Source organism: Lentzea pudingi, from assembly GCF_014646255.1.
Classification (GTDB): Bacteria; Actinomycetota; Actinomycetes; order Mycobacteriales; family Pseudonocardiaceae; genus Lentzea; species Lentzea pudingi.
Map to the genome: position 1 here is coordinate 1,191,029 of NZ_BMNC01000001.1, position 14,621 is coordinate 1,205,649.

12 protein-coding genes are annotated in these 14,621 nt (G+C 70.5%); 9 read left to right on the top strand and 3 right to left on the bottom strand.

The window, feature by feature from the left end; all coding sequences use genetic code 11:
* Positions 1 to 9 precede the first annotated feature (9 nt).
* The gene (locus IEY88_RS05370) at positions 10 to 2,676 is read right to left on the bottom strand and encodes a sensor domain-containing protein (protein ID WP_189153580.1); all 2,667 of its coding nucleotides are present in this window, start codon (positions 2,674 to 2,676) and stop codon (positions 10 to 12) included.
* A 290-nt stretch (positions 2,677 to 2,966) separates the two neighbouring features.
* Between IEY88_RS05370 and IEY88_RS05375 the strand changes: the two genes are divergently transcribed.
* Together IEY88_RS05375 and IEY88_RS05380 are read left to right on the top strand one after the other, a co-directional pair.
* Positions 2,967 to 4,112: a beta-ketoacyl synthase N-terminal-like domain-containing protein gene (locus IEY88_RS05375; RefSeq protein ID WP_373294030.1), complete on the top strand. Its 1,146-nt coding sequence runs from the start codon at positions 2,967 to 2,969 to the stop codon at positions 4,110 to 4,112.
* A gap of 60 nt (positions 4,113 to 4,172) precedes the next feature.
* Positions 4,173 to 4,976, top strand: a complete 804-nt coding sequence (locus tag IEY88_RS05380) for an endonuclease/exonuclease/phosphatase family protein (RefSeq protein ID WP_189153382.1) — start codon at positions 4,173 to 4,175, stop codon at positions 4,974 to 4,976.
* Between the two features lie 239 nt (positions 4,977 to 5,215).
* Here the strand turns inward: IEY88_RS05380 and IEY88_RS05385 are convergent, their stop codons facing one another.
* On the bottom strand, positions 5,216 to 6,484 hold the full coding sequence (locus IEY88_RS05385) for a hypothetical protein (protein WP_189153383.1): 1,269 nt from the start codon (positions 6,482 to 6,484) through the stop codon (positions 5,216 to 5,218).
* A gap of 314 nt (positions 6,485 to 6,798) precedes the next feature.
* On the opposite strand from IEY88_RS05385, the gene IEY88_RS05390 reads away from it, so the two are divergent.
* The 7 genes from IEY88_RS05390 (at position 6,799) to IEY88_RS05420 (ending at position 14,353) form a co-directional block, all read left to right on the top strand.
* Entirely contained in the window at positions 6,799 to 8,322 is a 1,524-nt protein-coding gene (locus tag IEY88_RS05390; protein ID WP_189153384.1) for a sugar ABC transporter ATP-binding protein, read from the top strand.
* Positions 8,319 to 9,344 (top strand): ABC transporter permease, encoded by a 1,026-nt coding sequence (locus tag IEY88_RS05395; RefSeq protein ID WP_189153385.1) that lies wholly within the window; start codon positions 8,319 to 8,321, stop codon positions 9,342 to 9,344. Before IEY88_RS05390 ends, IEY88_RS05395 begins: the two co-directional genes overlap by 4 nt.
* Positions 9,345 to 9,388: 44 nt before the next feature.
* Complete coding sequence (locus tag IEY88_RS05400) at positions 9,389 to 10,417, top strand: substrate-binding domain-containing protein (RefSeq protein ID WP_189153386.1); 1,029 nt, start codon at positions 9,389 to 9,391, stop codon at positions 10,415 to 10,417.
* 32 nt (positions 10,418 to 10,449) lie between these two features.
* On the top strand, positions 10,450 to 11,589 hold the full coding sequence (locus tag IEY88_RS05405; RefSeq protein WP_189153581.1) for a Gfo/Idh/MocA family protein: 1,140 nt from the start codon (positions 10,450 to 10,452) through the stop codon (positions 11,587 to 11,589).
* A gap of 53 nt (positions 11,590 to 11,642) precedes the next feature.
* On the top strand, positions 11,643 to 12,650 hold the full coding sequence (locus IEY88_RS05410) for a sugar phosphate isomerase/epimerase family protein (RefSeq protein ID WP_189153387.1): 1,008 nt from the start codon (positions 11,643 to 11,645) through the stop codon (positions 12,648 to 12,650).
* Between the two features lie 44 nt (positions 12,651 to 12,694).
* Positions 12,695 to 13,909 (top strand): ROK family transcriptional regulator, encoded by a 1,215-nt coding sequence (locus IEY88_RS05415; RefSeq protein WP_189153388.1) that lies wholly within the window; start codon positions 12,695 to 12,697, stop codon positions 13,907 to 13,909.
* Between the two features lie 165 nt (positions 13,910 to 14,074).
* Positions 14,075 to 14,353, top strand: a complete 279-nt coding sequence (locus IEY88_RS05420) for a LuxR C-terminal-related transcriptional regulator (RefSeq protein ID WP_189153389.1) — start codon at positions 14,075 to 14,077, stop codon at positions 14,351 to 14,353.
* A gap of 1 nt (position 14,354) precedes the next feature.
* Here the strand turns inward: IEY88_RS05420 and IEY88_RS05425 are convergent, their stop codons facing one another.
* Entirely contained in the window at positions 14,355 to 14,570 is a 216-nt protein-coding gene (locus tag IEY88_RS05425; protein WP_189153600.1) for a hypothetical protein, read from the bottom strand.
* Between the last annotated feature and the right edge of the window lie 51 nt (positions 14,571 to 14,621).

Below are 14,621 nucleotides of genomic sequence, written 5' to 3' on the forward strand. Positions count from 1 at the left end.
GGCGGGCCGTCACAGGTCGCCGGGAGGCATCGGCCGGCCCAGCAGGAACCCCTGCGCCTGGTCGCACCCGAGCGCCCGCAGGATGTCCAGCTGTTCCACCTGCTCCACCCCCTCCGCGATCACGGTCATGTCGACCGCGTGGGCCATGGCGATGATGCTCGTGACGATCGCCTCCGCCTCGTCCGAACGCCCCAGCCCCGCCGTGAACGACCGGTCGATCTTGAGCGTGTCCAGCGGCAGGGTGAGCAGCTGCGCGAGCGACGAGTAGCCGGTGCCGAAGTCGTCGATCGCCAGCCGCACGCCCAGGTCGCGCAGCGCCGCCAGGGTGCGGGCGGCCAGGGCAGGGTCGCGGGTCAGGGCGCTCTCGGTGATCTCCAGGCACAACGAGCTGGGGTCGAGGCCCGCCTTGTGGGTGGCGTGCCGGACGGCGGACACGAGCCACGGGTCGTCGAGCTGGCGGGCCGACAGGTTGACCGTCAGCTCTAGGCCGGGCGCGAGCTCGGCGATCTCGCGGGTCGCGGTGTGCAGCATGTGCGCGCCGATGATGTTGATGAGGTCGCTCTCCTCGGCGAGCGTGATGAACTCCGAGGGGGAGATCAGGCCGTAGCGCGGGTGCGTCCAGCGCAGCAGGCCCTCGACGGCGGTGCGCTCGTCCGTGCGGAGGTCGACGATCGGCTGGTAGGCGACCCAGAGCTGGTCGCCCAGCGGTGCCGTGCGCAGGTCCTGTTCCAGCTGCAGGTGGCGCTGGATGCGTTCGCGCAGCTCGACGTCGAAGAACGCGATGCGGCCGCGGCCCCTGGTCTTCGCGTGGTACATCGCCACGTCGGCGTCGCGCAGCAGGTCGGCGCCGTCGCGCGGGTCGCCCGCCTCGGCGAGCACGATGCCCACGCTCGCGTCGACGTGCAGCTGCCGTCCGTCCACGGTGATCGGGCGGTTGAGCTCGGCGCGGACGTGGCCCGCGATCGCCTCGGCCTCGTCCGGGCTGGTCACGCCGTACGCGATGACGGTGAACTCGTCGCCGCCGAGCCTGCCCACCACGTCGCCGCGCCGCGAGCTGCGGCTCAGTCTCGAGCCGACGACGCGCAGCACCTCGTCCCCGGTGCCGTGGCCGAGGGAGTCGTTGATGACCTTGAACTTGTCGAGGTCGATGAACAGCACCGCGGTGAGTCCTGAGCGGTGGGCGCGCGCGGCCGGGCTGAGCCGGTTGATCGTCACCGTGCGGTTGCACAGGCCCGTCAACGCGTCGTGCGTCGCCTCGTGCTCCAGCTGGCTGTCGATCATGCGGCGCTCGGTGATGTCGGTGAACGAGATGACCGTCGCCGAGGGCGTCACCCCGTCCTGGGTCAGCGCGCGGGCGCTCAGCGACAGCCAGACGTGGGTCCCGTCGGGCCGCGACGCGCGGAGGATCCGGCCGTGCTGCGCCCTGCCGGTGGCGCGGGTGATAGCCGACGCGTACTGCTCCTGCGGGACCGGTTGGCCGGACTCGTCGTACAGCTCGGCCAGCGACGCCGGCTGGCCGATCACCTCCTGCGCGCGCACGCCGAGGATCTGCTCGGCCGCGGGGTTGACGGACTCCACCAGACCCGTGGAACCGACGACCAGCACGCCCTCCTCGATGGCCGCGACGACCGACGTGAAGTGGTGCTCGGCACGGCGTCGCGCGGTCTCGTCCGCGCAGATCAGCACGTAACCGGCGTCCATGCGGGCCACCGACACGCGCACCGCCAGCGTCGCCCCGTCGGAGCGCCGATGCACGGCGTGGACCACGCCGCCCGCCTCCAGGACCTCCAGCGGGTCGAGCGGCGCCCCCACCACCGCGCCGATGGGCTGCCCGATGGCCTCGCCCGCCCGCCTGCCGTAGACGTTCTCGGCGCTGCGGTTCCAGCTCGTGACGACACCGTCGGAGGTGGTCGCGATGAGCGCGTCGCTGACGTGCGCGGCGAGCGCGGCCTGGTAGCGCAGGGCCGCCGCGGCCGCCTTCTGCTCGGTGACGTCCCGCATGATCACCTGGAACGCGGGCCTGCCCTCCCACGTCGTGCGCACCGAGACCGACTCGATGTCGGTGGTGCCGCCGTCGAACCGGACCAGCACGGCGTCCGCGGGATCGCTCGTCGCGCCCGGCTCGGTCAGCTTCGAGATCCGCTGCAACATGTCGGTCTGCGAGTCCGGGTGCACGAAGTCGGTGATCGGCCGCCCGAGGAGGTCGGACTCGGCCTGGGCCGCCACGAACCGCACGGCGGCCGGGTTCGCGTACACGAGCAGGCCGGCCTCGTGGACCACGATCGCCTCGGGCGCGAGGTCCACCAGCAACCGGTAGCGGTCGGCGAGGTCGGCGAGCTCCTGCTGCTGGGTGTGCCGCCGGGTCACGTCGGCGACGACGCCGACCAGGGCCTGTGCGGAGTCGTGGGTCGAGACGCGGGCGCGGAACTGGAGCCAGCGCGTGCCCAGCCGCGTCTCGAGCGGCTGCTCCAGCTCGAAGTCCTGCCACGCGGCCGTGTTCACCGCCACGATCAGCGGTGCGGCCAGTTCGCCCAGCCTGGCCCGCACGGTGTCCTCGTCGGCGCCGGGCACGCCGATGACCGCGTCGAGTCCCGGCATCCAGCCGAGGCGGCCGGTGCCGAGGTCGAGCCACCACACGACGGCGGCGCCGACCGAGAGCGCGAGTTCGACCAGCATCTCCTGGTCGAACCCGGCGTCGCCGGTCAGGCCGCTCACGTCTCGGCCCCCAGATCCGGGTGTTGGCACTGTGAAGTCCTACTACACACTCGACCAGAGCCGCATCCGTCTGGCGTGAACATGGTGAGCCGTTATATCCGGTCGCTCCGATCGCCCGATGATCAGGGTTCGCTTCTTACTGTCCACTGTGGACGCTCAGGCGTCGTTCCGCAAGTCGGTTTACACCGTTATCCTTCCGGTAAGAGGTGTCGGCCCTCGGTGTGGGGGAGCTGGATATGGTCGCTCGAAGCATGGGTATCTGCGGAATCGGCGTGGTCAGCGCGTACGGGTGGAACCGCCGGTCACTCTGGGAGGGACTGATGAGCGGCAAACCCGCCGCGTCGATCGTCCCGGAACTGGGCCGGTTCCCCGGTGACACGGTCTGGGCCGCGTACGTCGCGCAGGGCGGTGACCCGGTCGACGGACCGAGCCGCTTCGCGCGTGCCATGCGAGCCGCCGCCCGGGAGGCCATCGAGGACGCGGGCGCGCGGGGCTGGCGTCCCGGCCGGAGGGTCGGCCTGCTGCACGCCGTGGTGCTGGGCGAGGTGGACCTGTGGCGCGACTTCTACGTCACGCGCGGTGGCCACTTACCCGTGCACGACTACCTGGCGTTGATGCCGTCCACTCCGATGTCAACGTTCATGCAGGAATACGGTTTCCACGGCCCGGCCATGAACGTCTCGGCCATGTGCGCGTCGGGCAACGCCGGACTGATCACGGCGAAAGCCTGGCTGGACGCCGGAATCGTCGACGACGTGGTGTTCGTCGCGACCGATCTCTCGCTCACCCCGGAGAACGTCTCCCACTTCGTCCGCCTGGGAGTGGCGATCGTGGACGCCGAACCGCTCGACGCGTGCCGCCCGTTCCAGCAGGGCAGCAGGGGTTTCGTGATGGGCGAGGCGTCAGTCGCGTTCGTCCTCTCGCGCGACGCCACGAACCCGTACGCCCTCACGCTCGGCGGCGCGATGTCGCACGACGCCTACCACGTGACGTCGATCGACCCGCGCCTCGACCAGGTCACCGCCTGCTTCACCGACGCCCTCGACAACGCTGGCGTGAGCGCGGCCGACGTGCGCTACCTCAACGCGCACGGACCGGGAACGGCCCAATGCGACACCGCCGAGGCCGCAGTGCTGGAGCAGCTCTTCAGTCCGGAGACCGGGATCTATTCCGTGAAGCCGTTGACGGGCCACTGCCAGGGTGCGGCGTCGGCGATCGAGGTCGCGGTGACGGCGATGGGGTACGACACCGCGATGATTCCGGCGCCCCCGGTCGTCGCTCCCGGACATCCGTCGCTGCTGGACGGACCGACTCGGATGCGGGACGGGCTGACGATCAAGTCGTCGCTCGGGATGGGCGGGCACAACTCGGTGGTGGTGCTGGCACCACCGGCCTGAGGCTTTGCGTTCTCCCGCAATGGGTGTCGCCACCGCCATCGGATCCCTAGCGTCGGCCGCATGTGGAAGCTGATGACGGCGGTACTGGCGGTGGTGGGCGTGGTGGTGCCCGCACCGGGCGCGGCGGCGGCCGAACGGTTCTGGGAGCTGCAGCTGAACCTGTGCAACAGCGGGATCGCGGGCTGCTACCAGCAGGGCCGTTCGGTTCCGGAGGCCGCGGACCTGATCGTCCGCCTGCGACCGAACCTCGTGACGGTGAACGAGATCTGCCGCGACGACGTCCCGGACCGCCTGGCTCCGGCGATGGTGACGGCCTGGCCCGGCGACCGGGTCTACCAGTTCTTCGCGCCCGCGTTGCGCAAGGACACCGGCGCGCCGGTGAAGTGCACCAACGGCCAGGACTACGGCAACGCCGTGATCGGTCGCGTGTCGGCGGCGAGCTACCAGGGCGTGAGGACGTGGACCGCGAAGTACGCGAGCCAGGACACCGGCAACGAACAGCGCACCTACGCGTGCGTGTACGCGATCGGTGACCATCTGGGGTGCGCGACGCACCTGTCGGCGTCCAGCGAACCGCTCGCGCTCGCCCAGTGCCGGTCGTTGTTGTTCGATGTGATCCCGCAGATCAGGACTGCGGAAGGGTTCACCGGCAAGACCGTCGTCGGCGGCGACTTCAACCTGGAGTACGACACGTCCGACCCGGAGAACGCGCAGAACTGCGTGCCGCCCGGCCACGTCCGCAAGGGCGACGGAAGCGTGCAGCACGTGGTGTTCTCCAACGACATCGCGTTCGTCAGCACGCAGAAGTACAGCCTGCGCTACACCGACCACCCCGGCTTCCTGGTCCGCCTGACCAAGCCCTGAGGCCTGGCCAGGCGAGGTCCACTAGTAGACCTCGAACTCGTAGATCCGTGCGGCGGTGTTGCCGTTGTTGGTGGGCGTGGTGACGTTCAGCCGGACGTACCGCGCCTGCCGTGGTGCGAACGGCTCGCACGCACCGAGGACACGTTGACGACCGTGAGTTGTAGGACGGCGGCACGTCCGCGGCGTTGGTGCCCAGACGGGCACTCGGAGGCGGGTCCGAGTGTCTGCCTGGGCGGTGTTCAGCAGGCGGGGAAGAACGCCCTGGTGCCGCCGGTGGCCTGCCGGTCGCTGAACCGGCAGCCGAACCGCGGGTCGTCCGTGCGGCGCACGTCGTCACCGGCCGGCCGCTTGCCGCGGTCCACCCACGTCGTCAGGTCGCGCCACGCGGTGCCGACCTCGGCGGGGGAGAACTCGCAGTGGTCGACCGTGCGGATGGCGCGCTGCACGATCCGGTCGGTGCGGCCGAACCGGGCGGCGTCATCGCGGTAGTCCTGCTCCATCGAGAACGGCACGAACAGGTCGCCGATGCCGTGCAGCGAGACGACGGGAGCCGTCGGGAAGCCCTGCACGGCGGGGATCTCCGTCAGCGCCCACGTGTTGCGCGCCTTGGGATTGGCGGCCTTCACGCGTTGCACCGCGGCGTTGACGTCGACCGGCGAGTTCGGCCGGTAGCGCGTGGAGAGGTTCGTGGCGAGCTGCAACGGGTTCTCCGCCAGGTTGCTGCTGGCCGAGTTGGTGACCAGACCGAACAAGAAGTCCTGCCAGTAGGCGTATGCCGCGTCGGTACCGGGGCGCGCGCCGCCGGACAGAGTGGCGACGAGGGCCTTGAACTGGTCGTCGCGGCCGGCCAGCGCCTGCTTGATCCGCGGCACCACGACGGTCGAGTAGTCCGCCGGCAGCGGGTAGGCCTTGATGCCGGTCAGCGTCTGGGCGACGAGGTGGTAGCTCAGGAAGTAGTCGAACAGCTCGTGGTCGCCCATCACGCCGCACATCGGCAACGCGCCTGCGTAGAACCCCGGGTACTGCTCCAGCGACCGCGCGATGACGTGCCCGCCCATCGACACCCCGGCGAGGAAGACCTTCGACGGCCGTTGCACCTTCCGGCCGAACAACGTGGCGAGCTCGCGGGTGGTCGTGACGCCGGCCCGGACGTCGTAGGCGTTGCTGTAGTAGGAGGACGCGGCCCACGCGTACCCCTCGTCGAGCCAGCGCTGCCGCAGGCCGAACGGCGGGGCGTCGACCGTGAGAACCTTCCCATCGCCCCGGTAGCCGTGCGCCCACAGCGCCAGCCGTCCGTTCCAGCGAGGCGGTACCTCGATGATGTAGCCCGCGTGGCTGTGCACGCCCTGGATGACCCTCGTCGGCTTGCCGCCGACCGTGGCGGGGGCGAGCGGCGGGTTGACGATCGTGTAGCCGGGCAGCGGCTGCGAGCCACCGGTGGCGGCCGCGGGGTGCGCGGCGACGGTGACGAGGAGGAACGACAACGCGACGGTGAGCAGTCGTCTCATGACCGGGACGCTACTAGCGGCGGGGCGCGGGCGACAGGAGGCCGTTCGGCCGCATGCTCATCAAGCACAGTGACTTCAGTGTTGACCAAAATAAATCTCATCGGGTTGTCACACCCTTGAGCGTGTGGTGACCTTGAACGCGGCCCGGAACCCCGACGGACGACACGTCGCCGAAGTGCCGCCGGTCAAGGGAAATGTTGGCGTTTATGTGCCACCCCGACAGTCTTGTCGGGCCAGGAGCGTCTCATTAGCGTGATTCTTCGTAAGGCCGAATTCCTTTCTGGCACAACGGTTGCCGGGCCTCGGAGGACTCAATGGTGAGCTCGCCCGCGCGTGAGAGCGCGCTGCTGTCGGTCGAGGGCGTGGTGAAGCGCTTTCCCGGCGTCACGGCCCTGGGCGGGGTGGACTTCGACGTCCGCGCGGGTGAGGTGCACTGCCTGCTCGGGCAGAACGGCGCCGGCAAGTCGACGCTGATCAAGGTCCTGGCCGGAGCGCACCGCCCCGACGAGGGCGTCATCCGCTGGCGGGGCGAGGTCGTCGAGTTCGGCAACCCGACCTCCGCGATGCGCAGCGGCGTGGCCGCCATCTACCAGGAGCTCGACCTCGTGGCCGGGTTGTCGGTGTCCGACAACGTGTTCCTCGGTCACGAGCTGTCCACCGCGGGCTTCAGCCGCAGGGCGGAGGCGCGGCGCCAGACCCGTGCGTTGCTCGACCGGCTGGGGCACCGCGACATCTCGCCCGACCGCGACGTCGGCCGGTTGTCGGTGGCGCACCAGCAGATCGTCAGCATGGCGCGGGCGCTGTCGCTGGACGGGCAGCTGCTGATCATGGACGAGCCTTCGGCCGTGCTGGACCCGGACGAGGTGCGGGTCCTGTTCGGGATCATCAGGGAGCTCACCGCCCAGGGGGTGGCGGTGATCTACATCTCGCACCGGCTGGCGGAGATCCGGGAGATCGGCGACCGGGTGACCGTCCTCAAGGACGGCCGCACGGTCGCGACGGGTCTGCCCGCCCGCGAGGTCAAGACCTCGGAGCTGATCGCGTTGATGACCGGCCGCGTGCTGGACAACGTGTATCCGCGACGCTCTCCGGTCGATCCGGCCGCTCCCGAGGTGCTGGTGGTCCGCGGACTGGCCGACGGCGACCGCTTCGCCGGCGTGGACCTCACCGTCCGCGCCGGTGAGGTGGTCGGGCTCGCCGGACTCGTCGGGTCCGGCCGTTCGGAGATCCTCGAGACCATCTACGGCGCGCGGAAGGCGGCCGAGGGCACCGTCGAGGTCGACGGCAAGGCGCTGCGGCGGGGGAGTGTCGGCGCGGCCGTGCGCGCCGGGATGGGGCTGTGCCCGGAAGAGCGCAAGAGCCAGGGGCTGCTGCTCGACCAGGCCGTCTACCGCAACATCACCGTCTCGTCGATGTCGGCGTTCGCGAAGTTCGGGTTCCTCGACGACCGCGCCGAACGGGCGCGCTCCACCAAGCTCACCGAGTCGCTGGACGTGCGTCCGGCCGGGGTGGACCGCCTGGTGCGCGGCCTGTCCGGAGGAAATCAGCAGAAGGTCGTGCTCGCGCGGTGGTTGCTGCGCGAGTGCCGGGTGCTGCTGCTGGACGAACCGACCCGCGGCGTGGACGTGGGCGCTCGCAGCGAGATCTACGAACTGATCCGCCGGCTGGCGGACTCCGGGGTGGCCGTGGTCGTCGTGTCGAGCGACGTCGAGGAGGTCCTCGGCCTGGCCGACCGGGTCCTGGTGGTGCGCGAGGGCCGGGTGGTCCACGACGGCCCCGCCGACGAGATCGACGAGTCCCGGGTCCTCGACCTGGTCATGGAAGGACAACCCGCATGAGCGAGGACACCGCCTTGTCCGCGCAGAAGAGCGCCCCGGTCGCGAAGAAGGAGTCGAGCGTCTCGGCGTTGCTCGGCTCGGCGGCCGGCCGCAACACCGGTCTCGTGGTCGCCCTGGTCCTGTTGTGCCTGGGCGGTGTGATCACCGCGGGCGACCGGTTCGCCGACGTCGACAACCTGCTCACCATCCTGCGGCTTGCCGCGGTGATCGGTGTGGTCAGCATCGGCATGACGTTCGTGATCACCGGCGGCGGGATCGACCTGTCCGTCGGCGCGATCGTCGCGTTGTCCTCGGTGTGGGCGACAACCCTTGCCACGCAGGGGATCGCGAACGACACGCACTGGATCGTGATGGTGTTCACGGCGTTGCTGGTGGGTGGTGCGTGCGGGCTCGTCAACGGCGCGCTCATCGCCTACGGGCGGGTCGTGGCGTTCATCGCGACCCTGGCGAGCCTCGCTGCCGCACGAGGGCTCGCCGAGATCATCTCCAACCGCAAGACGCAGATCGTCAACGTGCCGGGCTTCGCCGCGTTCTTCGACGCGTCGGTCCTGGGCGTGCCGGTGCTGGTCGTGATCTTCGCGCTGGTCGCGGCCGGCGGCTGGGTCCTGCTCAACCGCACCACGTTCGGGCGGCGCACGTTCGCCGTCGGCGGGAATCCCGAGGCGGCGCGGCTGGCCGGCATCGACGTGCGCCGCCACACCGTGATGCTCTACTCGCTGCTCGGTCTGTGCTGCGGTCTGGCCGCCGTCATGCTCATCGCCCGCACCACGACCGGCAGCGCGACGCACGGCGGTCTCTACGAGCTCGACGCGATCGCGGCGGTCGTCATCGGCGGCACGTTGCTGTCCGGCGGGCGCGGCACGATCGCGGGCACCGTCTTCGGCGTCCTGATCTTCACGACGCTGTCGAACGTCTTCACCCTCAACAACCTCTCCATCTCCGCCCAGGCCGTCGCGAAGGGCGCGATCATCGTGATCGCCGTCCTCCTCCAGCAGCGGCTTGCCCGACGCAGCGGCGCTTGACGCCGCCACCACGACCGCTGCCACCTGAGGGAGACCAGAAACCCATGCAGATCAAGAGAATCGCGCTCCTCGCCGCCGCGTCGGCGCTCGTGCTGACCGCGTGCACGGGCAACACGCCCGAGCCGCAGGGCGGCGGGAACCAGGGCGGCGGTGTGAAGGTCGCCAACGACGAGCCGGGCAAGAAGGTCGTCATCGGCTTCTCCGCGCCGGCCGCCGACCACGGCTGGATGGCCGCGATCACCGACGCCGCGAAGAAGGAGGCGGGCAAGTACTCCGACGTCGAGCTGCGCGTCGTCGAGGGCACCAACGACCCCAACCTCCAGATCAGCCAGGTCGAGACGTTCATCAACGACAAGGTGGACGCGATCGTCCTGCTGCCGTTCGACGGCGCGGCGCTCACCCCGGTCGCGCTCAAGGCCATGAAGGCCGGCATCACCGTGATCAACGTCGACCGGCAGTTCGACAGCCCGTTCGCCGCGCGGTCCACGGTGCTGGGCGACAACTACGGCATGGGCGTCTCGGCCGGCACGTACGTCTGCGAGCGGCTCAAGGGCAAGACCGACGCCGTGGTCGCGGAGATCGCCGGCATCGACTCGCTGCCGCTGACGCAGGACCGCAGCAAGGGTTTCGCGGACGCGCTCGCGGGCTGCAGCCTCAAGGTCAGCAACCGCGTGGCGGCCGAGTTCACCGTGGAGAGCGGCGAGAAGGCGGCGGCGAACCTGCTGCAGGCCGCGCGCAAGATCGACGCGATCTGGAACCACGACGACGACCAGGGCGTCGGCGTCACGGCCGCGATCAAGAACTCCGGCCGCAACGAGTTCTTCATGGTCGGCGGCGCGGGTTCGGCGAACGTGATGCGCGAGATCAAGGCGGACAACGGCCCGCACAAGGCGACCGTCATCTACCCGTCGACCCAGGGCGCGGACGGCATCCGGCTCGCCCGGCTCGCGGTGCAGGGCAAGGCCATGGGCGACCTGGTCGAGGTGGAGGTCCCGCGCGAGGTCCAGCTGTACGCCCCGGTCGTGACGAAGGACAACGTCGACCGCTACCTGCCGACCGCCTTCGAGTCCTAGGAGAACCGCACGTGACTGAACTTGGCATCGCGATGGTCGGCCACGCGTTCATGGGAGCAGCCCACTCCCAGGCGTGGCGGGTCGCCCCGCGCTTCTTCGACCTGCCGTTGCGGCCGGTGATGTCCGTGCTGTGCGGCCGCGACGCCGACCGCACGCAGGCCGCCGCCGACCGCCTGGGCTGGGCGGAGGCGTCGACCGACTGGAAGTCCGTGCTGGACCGCGACGACGTGCACGTGGTGGACATCTGCACGCCGGGCGACACGCACGCCGAGATCGCGATCGCCGCGCTCGACGCGGGCAAGCACGTGCTGTGCGAGAAGCCGATGGCCAACTCCGTCGCCGAGGCGGAGGCCATGTCGGAGGCGGCTTCCCGCGCGGCCGAACGCGGCGTGCGGGCGATGGTCGGGTTCACCTACCGGCGCGTGCCCGCCCTCGGGCTGGCCCGCGACCTGGTCGCGAAGGGCAGGCTCGGCCGGATCCACCACGTCCGCGCCCAGTACCTCCAGGACTGGATCGTGGACCCCGAGTCGCCGCTGTCGTGGCGGCTCGACAAGGAGAAGGCCGGGTCGGGCGCTCTGGGTGACATCGGCGCGCACATCGTCGACGCCACCCAGTTCATCCTCGGGGACCCCATCAGCGAGGTGATGGGGACGCTGGTCACGTTCGTGCCGGAGCGTCCCCTGGCCTCCAAGCACTCCGGTCTGTCCGGTACCGCCGCGACCGGGCAGACCGGACCCGTCACCGTGGACGACGCCGCGTTGTTCCTGGCCCGCTTCGGCAGTGGGGCGCTCGGCTCGTTCGAGGCCACGCGGTTCGCCAACGGCCGCAAGAACGCGCTGCGCATCGAGATCAACGGCTCGAAGGGCAGCATCGCGTTCGACTTCGAGGACATGAACGTGCTGCAGTTCTTCGACGGCACCGAGGACCCGTCGGTGGCGGGGTTCCGGCGGATCATGGTCACCGAGCCGTCGCACCCGTACGTCGGCGCGTGGTGGCCCGCCGGGCACGGGCTCGGCTACGAGCACGCGTTCACCCACCAGGCCGTGGACTTCGTGCAGGCTGTGGCTTCCGGCGTCGACCCGGCGCCGACGTTCGCGGACGGACTGCTGGTGCAGCGCGTGCTGGCGGCCGTCGAGGACAGCGCGTCGTCCCGCACGTGGCAACAGGTCTGAGCAGTTCGAGTCCGAGTGTTTCGGGTCCGGCAGGTTCGAGGAGGAGACCGGAGATGGCACGTCCGATCACGTTGTTCACCGGCCAGTGGGCCGACCTGCCGTTCGAGGAGGTCTGCCGGCTGGCGTCGGGCTGGGGCTACGACGGCCTGGAGATCGCCTGCTGGGGTGACCACCTCGACCCGTGGCGGGCGGCGGAGGACGACGACTACGTCGCGGAGCGGCACGCGATCCTCGCGAAGCACGATCTGAAGGTGTGGGCGATCTCCAACCACCTCACCGGTCAGGCGGTGTGCGACGACCCGATCGACGAGCGGCACCAGGGCATCCTGTCCGCCCGCAACTGGGGTGACGGGGACCCGGAGGGCGTGCGGCAGCGGGCGGCCGAGGAGATGAAGGCGACCGCGCGGGCCGCCGCGAAGCTCGGCGTCGACACCGTCGTCGGGTTCACCGGGTCGTCGATCTGGAAGACCGTCGCGATGTTCCCGCCGGCGCCCCAGTCGATGATCGACGCGGGCTACCAGGACTTCGCCGACCGCTGGAACCCGATCCTGGACGTGTTCGACGAGGTCGGCGTCCGGTTCGCGCACGAGGTCCACCCGTCGGAGATCGCCTACGACTACTGGACGACCGTGCGCGCGCTCGAGGCGATCGGGCACCGGCCCGCGTTCGGCCTGAACTGGGACCCGTCGCACTTCGTCTGGCAGGACCTCGACCCGGTGGGGTTCCTGTGGGACTTCCGCGACCGGATCTACCACGTCGACTGCAAGGACGCCCGCCGTCAGGTCGGCAACGGCCGCAACGGCCGGATGGGCTCGCACCTGGCGTGGGCCGACCCGCGCCGTGGCTGGGACTTCGTCTCCACCGGACGCGGTGACGTGCCGTGGGAGCAGTCGTTCCGGATGCTCAACACGATCGGCTACTCCGGGCCGATCAGCGTCGAGTGGGAGGACGCGGGCATGGACCGGCTGATCGGGGCTCCCGAGGCGCTGGAGTTCATCCGCCGCAACGCCTTCGACCCGCCGTCGGCGTCGTTCGACGCCGCGTTCAGCTCCGGGGGCTGACCAGCCCGCGCAGTGCCTTCTGGTTCCGATGTGACAATTGTTCGATGGAGAGCACCTTGGGTGTCGAGGCGGGTTCGCCTGCAGCAGTGCTGCGCATGCTGATGGACGGCAGCCCGCGCACCCGAGCGGAGATCGTGGCCGCGACGGGCCTCGCCCGGTCGACGGTGCGCGCGCGGCTTGATCTCCTGGTGGCCGCCGGCCTGGTGAGCGACAGCGGTACGGGGGAGTCGACGGGCGGGCGCCCGGCGGGCAGGTTCGGCTTCAACCCGACCGCCCACCTGGTGCTCGCGGCCGAGGTGGGCGCCACCCACGCCACCGTCGCGATCTCCGACCTGTCCTGCCGGCTGCTCGCGGTCGAGCAGGTGGAGATCGACGTGGCCGACGGGCCGGCGGCGATACTCCCGCTCCTGGTCACGACCTGGCGCTCGTTGCTGCAGACTGTCGGCCCCGCGGCGATCGCGGGCGTCGGCATCGGCCTGCCGGGCCCGGTGGAGCACTCCACCGGCCGCCCGAACAACCCGCCGATCATGCCGGGCTGGGACGGGTTCGACGTCCCGGCGGCGATCGAGGCGGAGTTCGCCGTGCCGGTCCTCGTGGACAACGAGGTCAACCTGATGGCCCTGGGCGAGCACACCGCCTCGCACCCGGACGTGGCGCACATGATCGTGGTGAAGGCGGCGACCGGCATCGGCGCGGGTCTGATCAGCAACGGCGTCCTGCACCGCGGCGCGGCGGGCGCGGCGGGCGACCTGGGGCACATCCGCGTGCCCGACGGCGGTTCGGCGCTCTGCCGTTGTGGCAACACCGAGTGCCTCGAAGCCGTGGCCGCCGGCCCCGCGCTGGCGGCGAAGCTCCGCGACCTGGGCCATCCCGCGCACTCGACGGCCGACGTGGTGAACCTGGTGCGGGCCGGCAACCTCGAGGCGGGCCGCGTCGTGCGGCAGGCTGGCCGCGACATCGGCGAGGTGCTCGCGGGGTGCGTGAGCATGTTCAACCCGTCGCTCGTGGTCATCGGCGGCCTCCTGGCCGAGGCGGGCGAAATGCTGCTGGCGGGCGTGCGCGAGTCGATCTACCGCCGCTCGCTGCCGCTGGCCACGGAGAACCTCCGCATCGTCGCGTCGGGCGCCGGGGTGACCGCCGGTGCCCTGGGTGCGGCGGCAATGGTGGTGCGGCACGTGCTGTCGCCGGAGGTGCTCGACGCGCGGCTGGGCGAGGTCGCCGCCGCGGCCGAGTTGCAGCTCTCCTCGCACGCCACCTAGATCACTTGATCCCTGGGCGCGCCGGGGTTCCGCCGTGGCGCGCTCTTCGCATGCCCGAAAACTCCGGAGTAACGGCGACGTTCAACCTGAAGATGCCTGCCATTTGACAGCAACTGAACCGACTTTTGATTGACAGTCGCCAATAGTCCGGCATACCGTCGCCCTATGACTGTGACCCCCATGACATCGGTGGTGGCCGCGCGCCCCGTTGGGTGGACGCGCAACGAGCCGACGACGGCGACCCAACACCTGCTGCAGCTCATGCGCACCGGGGCGACCGACCGCGCGATCGCCCGGGAGCTGGACGTCAGCCTCCGCACGCTGAACCGGCGCATCGCCCGCCTGCAGACGCTGCTCGGCGTGCAGTCGCGCTTCCAGCTGGGCGCGCTCGCCGCGGAGCTGGAGTGGCTCACGGTCGCCCCGCCGCGCGCGTCGGGGGAGTAGTTCAGAGGCGCAGCGGATCTCCTGGCGAGGGCGTCTCGGGCGTGCGCTCGGCCTCGGCCTGGATCTCGATGTTCGTCCGGTGGGAGACGGGATCCCAGATCTCCTCGAACGGTGCCATCAGCGACTGCCCGCTGCCGGTGCGGCGCGCTCGCAGGGCGTACCAGGTGAACGCCGCGAGGGTGAGCGGCACGCTCAGGAACGCCAGGACACCGGCCATGAGCCCGACTGTACAGTGACACTGTGTTTCCAGAAACGCGGTGTTACTGAA